The organism is Pseudomonas sp. RA_15y_Pfl2_54, from assembly GCF_963971015.1.
Lineage (GTDB): Bacteria > Pseudomonadota > Gammaproteobacteria > Pseudomonadales > Pseudomonadaceae > Aquipseudomonas > Aquipseudomonas baetica_A.
Window position 1 is genome coordinate 134,948 of sequence record NZ_CAXAPN010000012.1, and the last position, 15,228, is coordinate 150,175.

16 protein-coding genes are annotated in these 15,228 nt (G+C 59.1%); 8 read left to right on the forward strand and 8 right to left on the reverse strand.

What is annotated here, in order from left to right; translation table 11 throughout:
- Positions 1-20 precede the first annotated feature (20 nt).
- The gene (locus AACY50_RS11355; RefSeq protein ID WP_339431940.1) at positions 21-1,169 is read right to left on the reverse strand and encodes an aldose epimerase family protein; all 1,149 of its coding nucleotides are present in this window, start codon (positions 1,167-1,169) and stop codon (positions 21-23) included.
- Between the two features lie 244 nt (positions 1,170-1,413).
- On the opposite strand from AACY50_RS11355, the gene AACY50_RS11360 reads away from it, so the two are divergent.
- From AACY50_RS11360 to AACY50_RS11380, 5 genes are all read left to right on the forward strand, one after another.
- On the forward strand, positions 1,414-2,163 hold the full coding sequence (locus AACY50_RS11360) for a hypothetical protein (RefSeq protein WP_339431941.1): 750 nt from the start codon (positions 1,414-1,416) through the stop codon (positions 2,161-2,163).
- A gap of 80 nt (positions 2,164-2,243) precedes the next feature.
- Positions 2,244-3,458, forward strand: a complete 1,215-nt coding sequence (locus AACY50_RS11365) for an MFS transporter (protein WP_339464921.1) — start codon at positions 2,244-2,246, stop codon at positions 3,456-3,458.
- 135 nt (positions 3,459-3,593) lie between these two features.
- Positions 3,594-4,379, forward strand: coding sequence for a sulfite exporter TauE/SafE family protein (locus AACY50_RS11370; RefSeq protein WP_339431943.1), 786 nt, complete (start codon positions 3,594-3,596; stop codon positions 4,377-4,379).
- A gap of 8 nt (positions 4,380-4,387) precedes the next feature.
- Positions 4,388-4,714 carry a hypothetical protein gene (locus AACY50_RS11375; protein WP_339431944.1) on the forward strand — a complete coding sequence of 109 codons (327 nt, stop codon included), beginning with the start codon at positions 4,388-4,390 and terminating at the stop codon, positions 4,712-4,714.
- Positions 4,715-4,958: 244 nt separating this feature from the next.
- Positions 4,959-5,525 (forward strand): DUF4174 domain-containing protein, encoded by a 567-nt coding sequence (locus tag AACY50_RS11380; protein WP_221730475.1) that lies wholly within the window; start codon positions 4,959-4,961, stop codon positions 5,523-5,525.
- A 115-nt stretch (positions 5,526-5,640) separates the two neighbouring features.
- On the opposite strand, the gene ampC is transcribed toward AACY50_RS11380, so the two are convergent.
- Positions 5,641-6,807 carry a class C beta-lactamase gene (ampC, locus tag AACY50_RS11385; protein WP_339538573.1) on the reverse strand — a complete coding sequence of 389 codons (1,167 nt, stop codon included), beginning with the start codon at positions 6,805-6,807 and terminating at the stop codon, positions 5,641-5,643.
- A gap of 159 nt (positions 6,808-6,966) precedes the next feature.
- Here ampC and AACY50_RS11390 point away from each other — a divergent pair, with 159 nt between their 5' ends.
- Positions 6,967-7,845: a LysR family transcriptional regulator gene (locus AACY50_RS11390; protein ID WP_339431947.1), complete on the forward strand. Its 879-nt coding sequence runs from the start codon at positions 6,967-6,969 to the stop codon at positions 7,843-7,845.
- Positions 7,846-7,896: 51 nt separating this feature from the next.
- Here AACY50_RS11390 and gudD read toward each other — a convergent pair whose 3' ends face one another.
- Positions 7,897-9,240, reverse strand: coding sequence for a glucarate dehydratase (gudD, locus tag AACY50_RS11395; RefSeq protein WP_339538574.1), 1,344 nt, complete (start codon positions 9,238-9,240; stop codon positions 7,897-7,899).
- A 24-nt stretch (positions 9,241-9,264) separates the two neighbouring features.
- A complete protein-coding gene (locus tag AACY50_RS11400) occupies positions 9,265-10,611 on the reverse strand; it encodes an MFS transporter (RefSeq protein ID WP_339431949.1) in 1,347 nt (448 codons plus the stop codon).
- Positions 10,612-10,965: 354 nt separating this feature from the next.
- Between AACY50_RS11400 and AACY50_RS11405 the strand changes: the two genes are divergently transcribed.
- A complete protein-coding gene (locus tag AACY50_RS11405) occupies positions 10,966-11,679 on the forward strand; it encodes a FadR/GntR family transcriptional regulator (RefSeq protein ID WP_339538575.1) in 714 nt (237 codons plus the stop codon).
- A 102-nt stretch (positions 11,680-11,781) separates the two neighbouring features.
- On the opposite strand, the gene trhP is transcribed toward AACY50_RS11405, so the two are convergent.
- The gene (trhP, locus tag AACY50_RS11410; RefSeq protein WP_445261482.1) at positions 11,782-13,104 is read right to left on the reverse strand and encodes a prephenate-dependent tRNA uridine(34) hydroxylase TrhP; all 1,323 of its coding nucleotides are present in this window, start codon (positions 13,102-13,104) and stop codon (positions 11,782-11,784) included.
- A 201-nt stretch (positions 13,105-13,305) separates the two neighbouring features.
- Here trhP and AACY50_RS11415 point away from each other — a divergent pair, with 201 nt between their 5' ends.
- On the forward strand, positions 13,306-14,367 hold the full coding sequence (locus tag AACY50_RS11415; RefSeq protein WP_339493766.1) for an AI-2E family transporter: 1,062 nt from the start codon (positions 13,306-13,308) through the stop codon (positions 14,365-14,367).
- On the opposite strand, the gene AACY50_RS11420 is transcribed toward AACY50_RS11415, so the two are convergent.
- From AACY50_RS11420 to AACY50_RS11430, 3 genes are all read right to left on the reverse strand, one after another.
- Positions 14,364-14,546 carry a hypothetical protein gene (locus tag AACY50_RS11420; protein WP_339431952.1) on the reverse strand — a complete coding sequence of 61 codons (183 nt, stop codon included), beginning with the start codon at positions 14,544-14,546 and terminating at the stop codon, positions 14,364-14,366. The two genes, AACY50_RS11415 and AACY50_RS11420, sit on opposite strands and share 4 nt — an antisense overlap.
- A gap of 102 nt (positions 14,547-14,648) precedes the next feature.
- A complete protein-coding gene (locus AACY50_RS11425) occupies positions 14,649-14,843 on the reverse strand; it encodes a hypothetical protein (protein WP_221730466.1) in 195 nt (64 codons plus the stop codon).
- Positions 14,844-15,060: 217 nt separating this feature from the next.
- A partial coding sequence (locus tag AACY50_RS11430; RefSeq protein ID WP_445261483.1) for an integrase core domain-containing protein occupies positions 15,061-15,228 on the reverse strand: 168 nt, incomplete at its 5' end.

Below are 15,228 nucleotides of genomic sequence, written 5' to 3' on the forward strand. Positions count from 1 at the left end.
CCAGAAAGGAGAAGGGGGGATTACTTCGCGGAAAACTTCAATACCACGCTCTGCGTGTAGGCCTGCCCGGGATCCAGTCGCGTACTCGGGAAGTTCGCTTGGTTCGGCGAATCCGGGTAGTGCTGCGTCTCCAGGGTAAACGCGCCCCAATGCGGATAGACCTTGCCACCTTTGCCTTTGACCGTGCCGTCGAGGAAGTTGCTGGTGTAGAACTGCACGCCCGGTTCGCTGGTGAACAACTGCAAGTGCCGACCGGACTGCGCATCACTGACCTCAGCAGCGACTTTGCTCACGTCGCCCTGGGTATCCAGCGCCCAGTTGAAATCGAAGCCGCCCTGTTTGGGTTCCGCGAATTTGAGTTGCGGGTGATCAGCCTTGATGTGCGCTCCGATTGCCGTGGGCTGGGTGAAGTCCATCGGCGTGCCGGCCACTGGCGCCAGTTCGCCTGTCGGGATCAGCTTGGCGGTGACCGGGGTGTAATGGCTGGCATGCAGCGTCGCGACCTGCTTGAGGATGTCGCCATTGCCGGCGCCCGCGAGATTGAAGTAGCTGTGGTTGGTCAGGTTGAGTACGGTCGGTTTGTCGGTGCTGGCCTTGTAGTCGATGCGCAGTTCGTTGCTGTCGGTCAGGCGATAGGTCACTTCGGTGGTGAGGTTGCCGGGGAAGCCCATTTCACCGTCCGCCGACAGATAGGTGAGGGTCACGCCGACCGAATCCTTGTCTTTGGTTTCCTGCGCTTTCCAGACCTTCTTGTCGAAACCCTGAGGGCCGCCATGCAAGGCATTGGACTTGTCGTTTTGCGGCACTTGAAAGCGCTTGCCGTCGAGTTCAAACGCGCCGTCGGCCAGGCGATTGCCGAAGCGGCCGATGGTCGCGCCGAAGTAGGCGGTGCCTTTTTGGTAGCCCTGCACATCGTCGAAGCCCAGCACGACATCGTCGAATTTGCCGTGTTTGTCGGCCACCAACAGCGATTGCAGGGTCGCGCCGTAAGTGATGACGGTGGCTTGCATGCCATGGCTGTTGCGCAGGATGTATTGCTCGACGGGTGTACCGTCGTTGGTTTTGCCGAAGGCTTTATGTTCGGCGCTGAGGCCCGCCGCGTTGGCTGAGAGGGTGGCGATCATCAGGGACAGTCCGAGGCCGGAGAGCAGGTGACGGGATTGAAGCATGGTTGACCTTCCTTTTGTTGTTGTTTTCAGAATGTGGTAATAGTCATGCTATTTATGCTGCGAATGGGAATTTATAGCGGATTAAACGGTTATTGCAAAAATAAAGTCGGACTAAATTGTTATCCATGTCGCGCCGAAGGTCAGGAAACGCTGCCGGTATTGCACTTTTTCGCAATCAGCGGCTCTATCCATGGCCAGGATGCGGTGACTCCCGCCGCACAGGAATGTGCCTGTTCGAGAACTCATGCCGAGAGCTTTTCACCCCATCGTCCATTTTTTTCGTCGCCCGTGCCTGTTGCTGGCCTGTCTGTCGTCGCTGTTAGTCAGCGGTTGCACGCATCAGGACGGCAATGGCTTCATCGCTCAGATTCGCAACGGTCAACCGCAGGAGTTTCTGCAGACCAGCGTCGACCGCATGGCCACTTTGGCGATGCGCGACAACCTCAACAGCCTTTATCGCCTGATGGGCAAGCTGTACCTGCGCAACCCGGACGAGCTGCGCAAATCCGGTTTCCTCAACATCAACATCGCCGTGAAACAGGTACGCCTGGCCATTGAGCAGCAACAACCGTTGCCGGTGCTGGGTGGCCGAAAAGATCTGGCAGCGCTCAGTTATGCGATGAGCCCTGAGTTTCTCGGCGACCGCGTCGGCGCGTTCATCTATGCCATTGGCAGCATGCTGGTCACCGCGCACAACAATCGGGTCGAGTTCTACATGACCGATGCGATCAACCCGACCTTCGTCCACAACGCGGCGCGCAACATCGAAAAGGCCACGTGGATTCTGTCCCAGCGCCAGAACAAGGAAGGCCAGCCACTGCTGTTCTCCAACGAAATTTCGGAGGAGGGCAGCAACCTGAGCTTTGCCACCGAGTTCGGCAAAATCGTGGCGCGCCTCGATTTGCTCACACAGATGCTCGACGAGCGCTATCGGCGTATCGGCCTGAATTACGCCCAGAGTCTGCTGTTCCTGAATTTTTTGCCGGTGCAATAAGTCGTGTCGGGTCGCGTGAAGGTCGGGCTATTTGTATACAATCCTTCGCCATGTTTGCCTCAAAAGGAGCTGCACCTGTCATGACCGACCCTGCAAGCGCCGACTTCACCTGCGTCGACCGCACCGCCCGTGCCGACAAATTGCCTTATGCCGCGTTGCTGGCATTCGCCATGACCGGCTTCATTGCCATCCTCACCGAAACCCTGCCGGCTGGGTTATTGCCGCAAATCGGCGCCGGGCTGAACGTCAGTGAAGTGCTCGCCGGGCAACTGGTGACGCTGTATGCGCTGGGCTCGATTGTCGCGGCGATTCCGCTCACCGTCGCCACGCGCGGCTGGCCACGACGGCGGGTGCTGTTGATGACGGTGGGTGGGTTTTTGGTGTTCAACACCATCACCACCTTCTCCAGCCATTACGGGCTGACCCTGGCTTCGCGCTTTCTCGCCGGAATGGCGGCGGGGCTGTCGTGGGGGATCATGGCCGGTTACGCGCGCGGGATCGTGCCGGTGCAGCAACAGGGGCGGGCGCTGGCGATTGCCATGCTCGGCACGCCGGTGGCCTTGTCGCTGGGCACGCCGGCGGGCACCTGGCTGGGAAATCTGATTGGCTGGCGCGCCTCGTTCGGGATCATGTCGGCGCTGGCACTGGTGCTGGCGGCGTGGATCGTCATCGCCGTGCCGGACCGTCCGGGGCAGGTCAGTGCCGAACGCCTGCCTTTGCTCCAATCCCTGCGCCTGCCGGGGGTGCGGCCGGTGCTGTTCGTGGTGCTGACATGGATGCTGGGGCACAACATTCTCTACACCTACATCTCGCCGTTTCTGATGCAGGCCGGCCTGGCCGAGCGGGTTGATCTGGTGCTGTTGGTGTTTGGCCTGTGTTCGCTGGGGGGGATCTGGATCATCGGCCTGCTGGTGGATCGCTGGCTGCGCTGGCTGACGCTGATCAGCCTGGCGGTGTTTGCCGTGACGGCGCTGGTGTTGGCCATCGCATCCCCGTCGCAGTGGCTGATTTACGCCTGCATGGCCGTGTGGGGCCTGTCGTTTGGTGGCTCGGCGACGTTGTTGCTGACGGCAGCGGCGGATTCGGCCGGCGATCATGTTGACGTGGTGCAAGCGATGCTCACCACCTCATGGAACATAGCGATTGCCGGTGGCGGATTGTTTGGCGGATTGCTGCTGGATCGGGCAGGGGCGATGTCGTTCCCGTGGGCATTGCTGATCCTTTCGCTGATCGCATTGGCCACGGTGTGGATCAACAGCCATCACAGTTTCAAACCGGGTCGGCGGGTGCATTGATCTTTTAATCACCCCATCACCCTGTGGAAGCGGTGTAGCTGAAAGGCATAACGATAGACCGCATCGATATAGGTGGTTATAAGAAAAATCGCTATGCTGCGGCCATATTTTCCTGTCGTTTTTCTGGACGTCTTCATGGAATTGGCAAGTTTCGGCCTGGTGATCGCCGGGTTGGTGGTGGGTTTTATCGTCGGCATGACCGGTGTCGGCGGCGGTTCCTTGATGACCCCGATTCTGCTGTGGTTCGGCATCAACCCGGCGACGGCGGTGGGCACGGACCTGCTGTACGCGGCCATCACCAAATCCAGCGGCGTCCTCGTTCACAAAAAGAACAAGAACATCGACTGGGCCATCACCGGTTGGCTGACCCTGGGCAGCGTGCCGGCGGTGGTGTTGACCTTGTGGTTCCTCAGCACCTTGCACACCGCGCCGGATGCGATGAACGCCATCATCAAACAAGCCTTGGGTTTTGTGTTGTTCGCCACGGCACTGGCGATTTTCTTCAAGAAGCGCTTGCTGGATTTCGCCCATAAACGTGCCGGCGGCAACTACAACCCGAGCGGCTCGCGGCTGAATGTGATGACCGTGATCACCGGTTTGATCCTCGGCACCATGGTCGCCCTGACCTCGATCGGCGCCGGCGCCCTGGGCACTGTCGCGCTGTTTATCCTCTACCCACTGCTGCCGACCCGCCGTCTGGTCGGCACCGAAATCGCCCACGCCGTGCCGCTGACCCTCGTCGCAGGCCTAGGCCACGCGAGCATGGGCAACATGGATTGGGGCGTGCTGGGCTTTTTGCTGGTGGGTTCGCTGCCGGGCATCTGGCTTGGCAGCCACCTGACCGGACGCATCTCCGATGAAGTCTTGCGCCCGTGCCTGGCGACGATGCTGTTGCTGATCGGTTACAAACTGGCGTTTTGATCCTTGATATGAGCGAAACCAGCCTGCATTGCGATGGCCGCATCGCCATTACTGTCGAACCCCGCGAAATGCGCATGAGCCATTGGCTGTATGCGCCGCTTGTGGTTGATCAGCAGCGTCAGCAGGTGTTGCTGGATCTGAGCGACAGCTTATGGGATCTGATCGGCACGGCGGACGAGACAGCCAGTGGCATCGACTTGCTCCTGCGCAAATATCCCGGTGATCAGCCCTCCGTGACGTTGAGTATTGATATCGACCGTGGCGTGCTCAAACTTGCCGATTGCCCGGTCGATGCGACGCAACTGCTGGCCGCTCTCGACACAGCGCTCTGCTGAACGGAGTTCAAGGCCCCGCCTGGAGACGGTTTGCATGCGGTTGACCTCCATTTCGTGGGCAGTACCGCCACCCTGACGCGCGCCTGAACGGTAATCAAATCGTCGTTACGATTGCACGGGTTCGGTTGCGCAATGCCGGTCCTGACCTAAGCTTCTGACAAGGCGAAACATATTTGCCAGACACACCCGGAACAATCGCCACGATGCGCAATCAGTAGAGCGTGGATATCAAAAGGAGATGCGCATGCTCATCAGGTCACTGACCCTGACACTCTTGCTGGCGATTGCCGGCCCCTTGTTCGCCGCTGACAACGATTCGCCGATTGCCGCAGACATGGGGCGCGCCCGGCCGCTGATCGTGATCGCCAAAAGCACCGTCGACCCGGTGTGGGTGAGCCTGAAAAAGTCGCTTGAGGACCCTGCCAACAAAAAAGGCGTCGCCGACCGCAACATCAAGGTTTACACCATCCTCAACATGTCAGGTCAACTCGACGGCAAGGACATGGGCCAGCAAGACACCATGGCGCTGCTGCGCTCGCTGAAGCTGGGTGCCGGGGCCTATCCGAAAGTGTTCCTGGTGGGCAAGGACGGCGAAACCAAGCTTTCGGCGTCGGGGGATGAGGCGAAATCGGTGGACCTGAAGAAGATCTTCGAGACTATCGACGCCATGCCAATGGCTGAGAAGGAAGCGGCCGCCGCAGCCGCCCAAGCGCCGGCCGCCAGCGAGCCTGAACCGGCCAAAGGTGCGAAAGGTGCCAAGCCAAGCAAGCCAGTCAAACCGAGCAAGCCGCCGCAAATGCCGGATGATTGATGGCATGGCCTGAATCAAAAAAATGGGCGACCGCTGCAGGTCGCCCATTTTTATTGCATGGCGTTTACACAAAACGTTTTGGAGAGGGATAAATCCCCTCTCCACAGATTTTGCATCAGTCAGTCAGAGCACTGAAAATCTCATGCGCAATCTTCACCCGTTCCGCATTCGGGTAATTCTTGTTCGCCAGAATCACGATGCCAAGATCCTTCGACGGCACAAACGCCACATACGCGCCAAAACCACCGGTCGCGCCGGTTTTGTTGTAGAGCACATTGGCCGGTTCAGGCTGTGGCGGGGTCAGCCATTTGACCTTGTGCGCCTCCATCGCCATCGGCGTCGAGTTGCCGTTCTGCAATTGAGCCAGGCTGATCGGGTAGGCATAACGCTCCCAGCCCAGGCCTTGGGTCATGTCGCCAACGGTGTAGTAACCGGTATGGGTCGCGGCGATGGCTTTTTGCAGCGGCGCTTCAAGGCTGGCCGGTTTCAGGTTGGCCTCGACATAGCGCAGCATGTCCGCCGCACTGGTTTTGATGCCGTAGGCTTCGGAATCCAGTGCGCCCGGGCTGACCCGAACCGGTTGGTCTTTCTTGTCGTAACCCTGAGCGTAGAGCTTGGCTTCGGACGCCGGCACTTGGATGTAGGTGTGCTTGAGGCCCAGTTGCGGTAGCAGGGTTTCACTCATGGCCTGATCAAACGGCAGGCCCAGACTTTTCGCCGTCAGATAGCCGAACAACCCAAGGCTTGGATTGGAATACAGGCGATGGCTGCCTGCCGGATAAACCGGTTTCCACTGTTGGTAGTAGCCGAGCATCTTGTCAGCCGAGTCCGAATCGGTGGGGAATTGCAGCGGCAACCCGCCAGCGCTGTAAGTGCCCAGTTGCAACACGCTGATGTTGTCGAAAGCGCTGCCTTTCAACTCCGGCCAAAGCTTGCTGGCCTTGGTCGACAGATCCAGTTTGCCCGTGGCCTGCGCGTAACCGGCGAGTGTCGCAGTGAAGGTTTTGCTCACCGATCCGACTTCGAACAGGGTGTTTTCGCTGACCTTCTGCCCGGTGTCTTTGGCGGCGACGCCGTAGTTAAAGTAATGCGCTTTGCCGTTGATGGTGAGGGCAACGGCCAGACCGGGGATGTTCTGCTGCTGCATGACGGGCGTGACGGCACCTTTGACCAGTGCTTGCAGTTGTTCGTCGGTTTGCGGCGCGGCCAGGCAGGCCGTGGCGCCAAAGAAAAGGCCGAAAGTACTGTAGGAAAAGAGTTTGGTCGAGTTGATTGAACGCATAAATGATCCACTCTCCGTGAGTGTTGATTGTTGTATCCCGCTACACTGCGGGCGATTTCCCGTCGGGCTACTGATAAGCGCCGCCAATTTAGGCACACCGAAGGCAATCGACAAACGACGAAATTTCGCATGAGCCATTAGAAAAATTTGGGGCAGGGCATGATTCGACCGCAATTGCCGCTCAACGCGTTACGCGCTTTCGAGGCTTCAGCACGTCATTTGAGCTTCACCCGCGCGGCTGTGGAACTGTGCGTGACCCAAGCGGCCGTCAGTCATCAGGTCAAAAGCCTTGAGGCGCAGCTTAATGTAACCCTGTTCAAACGCCTGCCTCGTGGGCTGATGCTGACCAGTGAAGGCGAAACCTTGTTGCCGGTGTTGAGCACCTCATTCGATCACATCGCGCAGATTCTCGAACGCCTCGCCGGGGGGCAGTATCGCGAAGTGTTGACCGTCGGCGCGGTGGGGACGTTCGCTGTGGGCTGGCTGTTGCCGAGGCTGACGGACTTTCGGGCGAAACATCCGCTCATAGATTTACGGCTGTCGACGAACAACAATCGCGTGGACGTCGCTGCCGAAGGGCTGGATTACGCAGTCCGGTTTGGCGCCGGGGCGTGGCACGGTATTGAGGCGGCCCGCTTGCTCGATGCACCGCTGTCGGTGTTGTGTGTGCCGGAAATCGCCCGACAATTGCATGCGCCGGGGGATCTCTTGCAGCAGACGTTACTGCGTTCCTACCGAACGGATGAATGGTCGGAATGGTTTCAAACGGCGGGTCTGGCGACTCAGGCGGCGCCGCCGCAGAGCATTGTGTTCGATTCGTCCCTGGCGATGATGGAAGCGGCGTTGCAGGGCTGTGGGGTGGCGTTGGCGCCGCCCCTGATGTTCGCCCGGCAATTGGCGGCAGAGGCGATTTGTCAGCCGTTTGCGATCGAGATCACCACGGGGAGTTATTGGCTGACGCGATTGCAATCACGACCAGAGACCGCGGCGATGCTGGCGTTCAAGGACTGGTTGCTACAACTCTCAGGTCAGCCCTGAACCCTTGAGGGCTTGCTCGCTCCCACCTTTGGCGTGAGGCGGGCTTGAAAATCAGCGCAGCAGACACGGCCGCTTGTTATCGAATGTCCATCCCGGAATCAGGAACTGCATGGCCACGCTGTCATCCCGCGCACCCAGGCCCATGCCTCTATAGCGTTCGTGGGCCTTGGCCACTTGATCCATGTCCAGTTCCACACCCAGCCCGGGTTTCTTCGGCACCTGCACGCAGCCGTCGACAATCTGTAGCGGTGCCTTGGTCAGTCGCTGGCCGTCCTGCCAGATCCAGTGGGTGTCGATGGCGGTGATTTCACCCGGTGCTGCCGCCGCCACATGGGTGAACATGGCCAGCGAAATATCAAAGTGATTGTTGGAGTGCGAGCCCCAGGTCAGGCCCCACTCATGGCACATCTGCGCCACGCGTACCGAGCCTTGCATGGTCCAGAAATGCGGGTCAGCCAACGGGATGTCGACCGATTGCAACTGGATCGCATGGCCCATCTCGCGCCAGTCGGTGGCAATCATGTTGGTGGCGGTTTTAAGCCCGGTGGCGCGGCGAAACTCGGCCATCACTTCCCGGCCCGAATAGCCATTTTCCGCTCCGCACGGGTCTTCGGCATAGGCCAGAACGTGATGCTGATCGCGGCACAAACGGATCGCTTCCTTGAGCGACCACGCACCGTTCGGGTCAAGGGTGATCCGTGCCTCGGGGAAGCGCTCGGCCAGCGCTGTCACCGCTTCTATTTCCGCGTCACCGCTGAGCACACCGCCCTTGAGTTTGAAGTCCTTGAAGCCGTATCTGGCATGGGCCGCTTCGGCCAGACGCACCACCGATTCAGCGGTCATGGCTTTCTCGTGACGCACACGGAACCAGTCGTTATCGGCGTCCGGTTCGCTGCGATAGGCAAGGTCGGTTTCGTGCTGATCGCCGACGTAGAACAGGTAGCCGAGCATCTTCACTTCTTCACGTTGCTGACCTTCGCCGAGCAGCGCTGCGACCGGTACGTCGAGGTGTTGGCCGAGCAGGTCGAGCAGGGCGGCTTCCAGGCCGGTGACCGCGTGGATGGTGATGCGCAGGTCGAAAGTTTGCAGGCCCCGGCCGCCGGCATCGCGGTCGGCAAAGGTCTGGCGCACCTGATTGAGGATCTTCTGATACGTACCGATAGGGCTGCCGATCACCAGGCTGCGCGCGTCTTCCAGTGTCTGGCGAATGCGTTCGCCACCGGGTACTTCGCCCACGCCGGTGTGGCCGGCGTTGTCTTTGAGAATGACGATGTTGCGGGTGAAAAACGGCCCATGGGCGCCGCTCAGGTTGAGCAGCATGCCGTCGTGGCCGGCCACCGGGATGACTTGCATATCAGTGATGACCGGGGCTTTGGCGGTGTCGTTTACGTTCATTGTTTTATCCTTGAAAACAGAAAGTCAGGCGTGCTTCGGCGTGGTATCGGCCACGGCGGCAACACTGGCGGGTTTCGCTGAGGTGCGGGCGAAGAACACGATGATCGCGGCGATGATCGAGGTCGCGGCCAACCCATAGAGGCCGCCCTGAATCGAGCCGGTGTGTTGTTCCAGCAGGCCGAACGTGGTCGGCGCGACGAAGCCGCCGAGGTTGCCCACTGAATTGATCAGCGCAATCACCGGCGCGGCAATCCGCGCATCCAGATAGGCCTGGGGAATCGGCCAGAAGAGGGACGAGGCGGATTTGAAACCCAGCGCTGCAAAACAGATCGCGACGAAGGCGAAGACCGGCCCGCCGGTGGTGGACATGAACATCCCCGCCGCAGCGATCAACAGTGCCGTGGCGACCCATGCCTGCTGGTGCTTCCACTTGGCGCAGAGGGACGCGAAGGCATACATGCCGACAATCGACAGCAGCCACGGAATCGAGTTGAACAGCCCGACCTGGAGGTCGCTCATCTCGCCCATTTTCTTGATGATGCTCGGCAACCAGAAAGTCGCGGCGTAGATCGTCAGTTGAATGAAGAAGTAGATCAGGCAGAACAGAATGATCTGCCGGTCCTTGAGCAGTGTGCCCATCGATGGACGCAGGGGCGTGGCCGCTTCGCGGGCCTTCTGTTCGTCGTCAATGGCGGTGACCAATGCGTCCTGCTCGGCGCGGGTCAGCCATTTGGCGTCATGGGGCTTGGCGTCGAGCCAGAACCAGACGAACACGCACAGGCACACCGAAAACATCCCCTCAATGAAGTACATCCATTGCCAGCCGTGCATGCCCAGCCCGTTGATTTGCAGGAGCAGACCGGACAGCGGGCCGGAGATCAGCGAGGCGAGCGCCGAACCGCTGAGGAAGATCGCAATCGCTTTGCCGCGTTCGACACCCGGTAGCCAGCGGGTGAAGTAGTAGATCACCCCGGGAAAGAACCCGGCCTCAGCCACGCCGAGCAAAAAACGCAAAATGTAGAAATGGGTTTCGGTCTGGATGAATGCCATGCCGGCGGCGACCAGGCCCCAGGTGAGCATGATCCGGGTCAGCCAGATTCGCGCGCCGACTTTCTGCAGCAGCATGTTGGAGGGGACTTCGAACAGCGCATAGCCGATGAAAAACAGGCCGGCGCCGAAGCCGTAAGCGGCTGCACCAATGCCCAGGTCGTGCTCCATGTGGGTGCGGACAAATCCGATGTTCACCCGGTCAATGTAATTGACGATGAACATGATCACGAAGAGCGGCAGGACGTGGCGTTTGACTTTCGAGATGGCGGACGAAAGCGTTGAGTCGACGCTTTCGCTCATCCCCGAGACGGAGGTTTTCACTTGGTTTGCTCCCACTGATTATTTTTATGCGGGTAGGGCTGGGTACGGCGTTGTTGATAGACATCATACAACTACGATTTTTTGTCCTACAAGTGGGCAGGGATGATTTTATTGCTCTGGATGACAGGGTTTTTATGCTTTTCTGGATTTTAACCCTGTTTTTGTTACTTTTTTTGCAGTGGCGATTTCATGGGGACGCGATCAAAATTGCGTGAAGTCGATAGCGAACCCGGCAGATTATTAATAGATATTGAGTGTTGTCATACAAGTAGATGGGTTTTTCAGCGCTAGAATCAATCCCGTCATAGGCCTGTGCAGTGCTACGATCCGCCCGTCCGCTCACTGGAACCGACCATGCAAGAAGACCTCGACGCCCCTGCCCGCAAACGTGCGCACAACCTGGCCCATGATCTGGTGGAGAAGCTCACCCAGAGCATCCTGCACGGACAAATGTCGCCCGGCGACAAGCTGCCATCGGAGAACGCCATCGTTCAGGAACATGGTGTGAGTCGCACGGTGGTGCGCGAGGCGATCTCCAGATTGCAGGCCTCGGGATGGGTCGAAACGCGCCACGGCATTGGTACGTTCGTGATCGAGCGTGCGCCGGAACAGGGATTGCGGCTCAATGTCGACACGGCACTCGGTGTGCGCAGCATGCTTGAGTTGCGCATGGGGCTGGAATCGCAAGCGGCGGCATTGGCGGCGCAACGGCGTACCGAGCAGCAGTTGCTGCAGATGCGCAAAGCGCTGGATGACTATCAGCGCCAACTCGCCAATAACGACAGTTGTGTCGAGGCCGACCGGCGCTTTCACCTGCTGATCGCCGAGGCCACTGGCAATGTCTGCTTCAGTGAGATCATGCAGCACTTGGGCAGCGCGATGATTCCGCGTCATCGGCTGAATGCGGCCGAGCGTGGGGCGGCGGATCTGAGCAAACTCGGGCAGTTGGCGAATCTGGAGCACGAGGCAATTCTGAACGCGATCAAGCGTCAGGATGCGGACGCTGCGCGTGCCGCGATGTGGCTGCACCTGACCAATAGCCGGGATCGGTTTTGCGCGCAGGGTTGATTGCCGCAGGCTGCGGGCCTCTTCGCGAGCAAGCCCACAGGGATTCTTGCAAGGCATAGAGGCCGTGTGGGAGCGGGCTTGCTCGCGAAGGCGGCCTCAGCCTCAATTCACATCGCGCATCAACAACCCAAAGTGCAAGTCCACCGTATCCGGAATCGGCACATACACCGTGTGCCCATCCCCCGGTGCGACCTCGATCGCCTGCCCTTTGAGGTTTTGCAGTTCATGCAGATCAAAATGAAAATTGCCCTTGGGCGTCATCAGTTCCAGATGATCACCCAGAGCGAAACGGTTCTTCACCTTGACCTGCGCCAGACGATCACGCCGCTCGCCGGTCAACTCCCCAACAAACTGCTGACGCTGCGACACCGAACTGCCGTTCTGATAATTCTGGTATTCGTCATGCACATGCCGGCGCAGGAAACCTTCGGTGTAGCCGCGCTGGGCCAGTGACTCCAGATCGGTCATCAGGCTGCGATCGAACTCACGGCCGGCCACTGCATCGTCAATTGCCCGGCGATATACCTGGGTGGTGCGGGCGCAATAGAAGTGCGATTTGGTTCGGCCTTCGATCTTCAATGAATGCACGCCCATGCGTGTCAGGCGCTCGACGTGCTGCACCGCGCGCAGGTCCTTGGCATTCATGATGTAAGTGCCGTGCTCGTCTTCGAAAGCGGGCATCAACTCATCCGGACGGTTGGCTTCCTGCAACAGGAACACTTGATCGGTCGGGGTGCCAATGCCCAGCGTCGGTTCGGGCTGGAAGGTCTGCACGATCTCGCCGAGCTGATTCTCGGAGGCCTCTTGCGCCGAATATTTCCAGCGGCAAGCGTTGGTGCAAGTGCCCTGATTGGCGTCGCGTTTGTTCATGTAACCCGACAGCAGGCAACGGCCGGAATAAGCCATGCACAGCGCGCCGTGAACGAAAACTTCCAGCTCCATGCCGGGCACTTGCTCGCGAATCTCGCCAATTTCCTCCAGCGACAATTCCCGCGAGAGGATGATCCGGCTCAGCCCCTGCTGTTGCCAGAACTCAACGCTCGCCCAGTTCACGGTGTTGGCCTGTACCGACAAGTGAATCGGCATCTGCGGGAAATGCCGACGCACCAGCATGATCAGCCCGGGGTCAGACATGATCAGTGCGTCCGGTGCCATTTCAATCACCGGCGCCAGGTCCTTGAGAAAGGTCTTGAGCTTGGCGTTGTGCGGCGCGATGTTGACCACCACGTAGAAGCGCTTGCCCTGTGCCTGAGCCTCACGAATGCCCAGCGCCAGATTGGCGTGGTCGAACTCGTTGTTGCGCACGCGCAGGCTGTAGCGCGGTTGGCCGGCATACACCGCATCGGCGCCGTAGGCGAAGGCGTAACGCATGTTTTTCAGGGTGCCGGCGGGAGCGAGCAGTTCCGGGGTGGTGAGGTCTGGCATCAGGGGCATGGCGGCATCGGTCGCAAAAGCGCGGCAGGGTAATGCGGATGAAATCGGGGTTTATTGATCTGGATCTACGTTTGGAGCTGTGAGGCTGCGCAGGCACCGCAGCGAGGCGCCATGAATAAAGATGGCACTCGCGCACGCCCCGGCTGACTAAGGTTTGGGGCGTGCATGACGCCTGACTGACATGGACCGGACATGAACGTAAAAAGTCTTCAATTCAAATCCCTGACGGCGCTGTTGGTGCTGGTCACGGTGGCCTTTATCTGGATTCTGCTGCCGTTTTATGGCGCGGTGTTCTGGGCGGTGATCCTGGGCATTCTGTTTGCGCCGATGCAACGCAAGTTGCAGGGGAAATTCGGCTGGCAGCGCAATGTCACCTCGCTGTGTACGTTGAGCATCTGTCTGGTGATCGCGATTCTGCCGGTGATCATCCTCAGTGTGTTGCTGGTGCAGGAAGGCGCGACGCTTTACAAGAATATCGAAAGCGGCGAGCTGGACATCGCGGCCTATCTGGCGCAGTTCAAACACAGCCTGCCGCAATACTTCCAGCATCTGCTCGACCGCTTTGGCATGGGTGAACTCAATGCCCTGCGCGAAAAAATCGTCAAAGCGGCGATGCAGGGCAGTCAGGTACTGGCGACCCAGGCCTTCAGTTTTGGCCAGGGCACGTTCGAGTTCGTGGTGAGTTTCTTCGTCATGCTGTACTTGCTGTTTTTCTTTCTGCGTGACGGTGCGGAGCTGGTGCGCAAGGTACGCATTGCGATTCCGCTGGAAGAGCATCAAAAGCGTCGTTTGCAACTGAAGTTCAACCGGGTCGTGCGGGCCACGGTAAAGGGCAATCTGGTCGTCGCGATCACGCAAGGCGCGTTGGGCGGAGCGATTTTCTGGTTTCTCGACATACCCAGCGCGTTGCTGTGGGCGGTGTTGATGGCGTTTCTATCGCTGTTGCCGGCGGTGGGAGCGGGGATTGTCTGGGCGCCGGTGGCGGTTTATTTCTTGCTCAGCGGGATGATCTGGCAGGGCGTGGTGCTGGGGTTATTCGGGGTGTTTGTGATCGGTCTGGTCGACAACGTGCTGCGGCCGGTCCTGGTGGGCAAGGACACTCGCATGCCGGACTACTTGATCCTGATTTCGACGCTGGGCGGTCTGGCAGTTTTCGGTCTGAACGGGTTTGTGATCGGGCCGTTGATTGCAGCGCTGTTCATGTCGAGCTGGGCGCTGTTCGTCGAGACCAAGCCCAAGGTGCAGCTACCCTAGGCTTGAAACGGGTTGCTGGCGATCTGTTGCGACAAGGCCTGCGCCGCTGGCAAGGATGTCAGTGGGCCGCTGATCGGCTCGCCGTCGCGCACCAGATACCAACAGGCGAGCAAGCCCGACTCTCTGAGTGGTGCGGGAACGGCGCTGCCGATGACCGACATGATTTGAACCTGAGCCATGACTGAAACCTCCATCAAACGATGGGGCCACCTTAGGCATTCGTGGTTCTCAGGGACAATCAACGCTTTTGATAGTGGACATTGATAACAGTGAGGGCTGCTTCAGTCGACAACCTGGTCGAGCATGTGCACCACTTCGCGCTCATTGAGCAGCCCCTTGTGCACAAGGTTCTCGGCCAGCAGCGAAAGAAACTTGGCGCAGCGGTGGCCTTCCAGGTGCTTGAGTTCGGTCAGCGCGCTGTACACCTTGCTTGAGGTGCACAGGCCGACGACGCGGTGCGGGTTTTGTGTAGGCATACAATCGTCCTTGTTGTTATCAACCTGTTGTTTACGGACGGATTCAGATTGCGGTTCCGTCATGACAAAAAGATGACCGTTTTATGGGGGCGCCCATGACGGTCAAGTCAATCATGCCGACTTTAGCTGTTGAAGCTGTCCTCACAGCGACCTTGGCGAGATTTTTTCAGACGCGGGCGACCGACGTGTCTAGTCCTGAAATAGGTTTACACCTATCTCACCCTAACGCCCGATGCACTGCATCGGGCGTTTTGTATTTTAAGGACAGGTGCGGGCGCTCTTGGTTGTAGATCAAGACCGCTTCCCGCACCATCTGCTCCGCTTGCTTCAGGTCGGTCGGCCGGTGGAGCAAGAGTTCCGTTTTCAAGATGCCGTTGACCCGCTC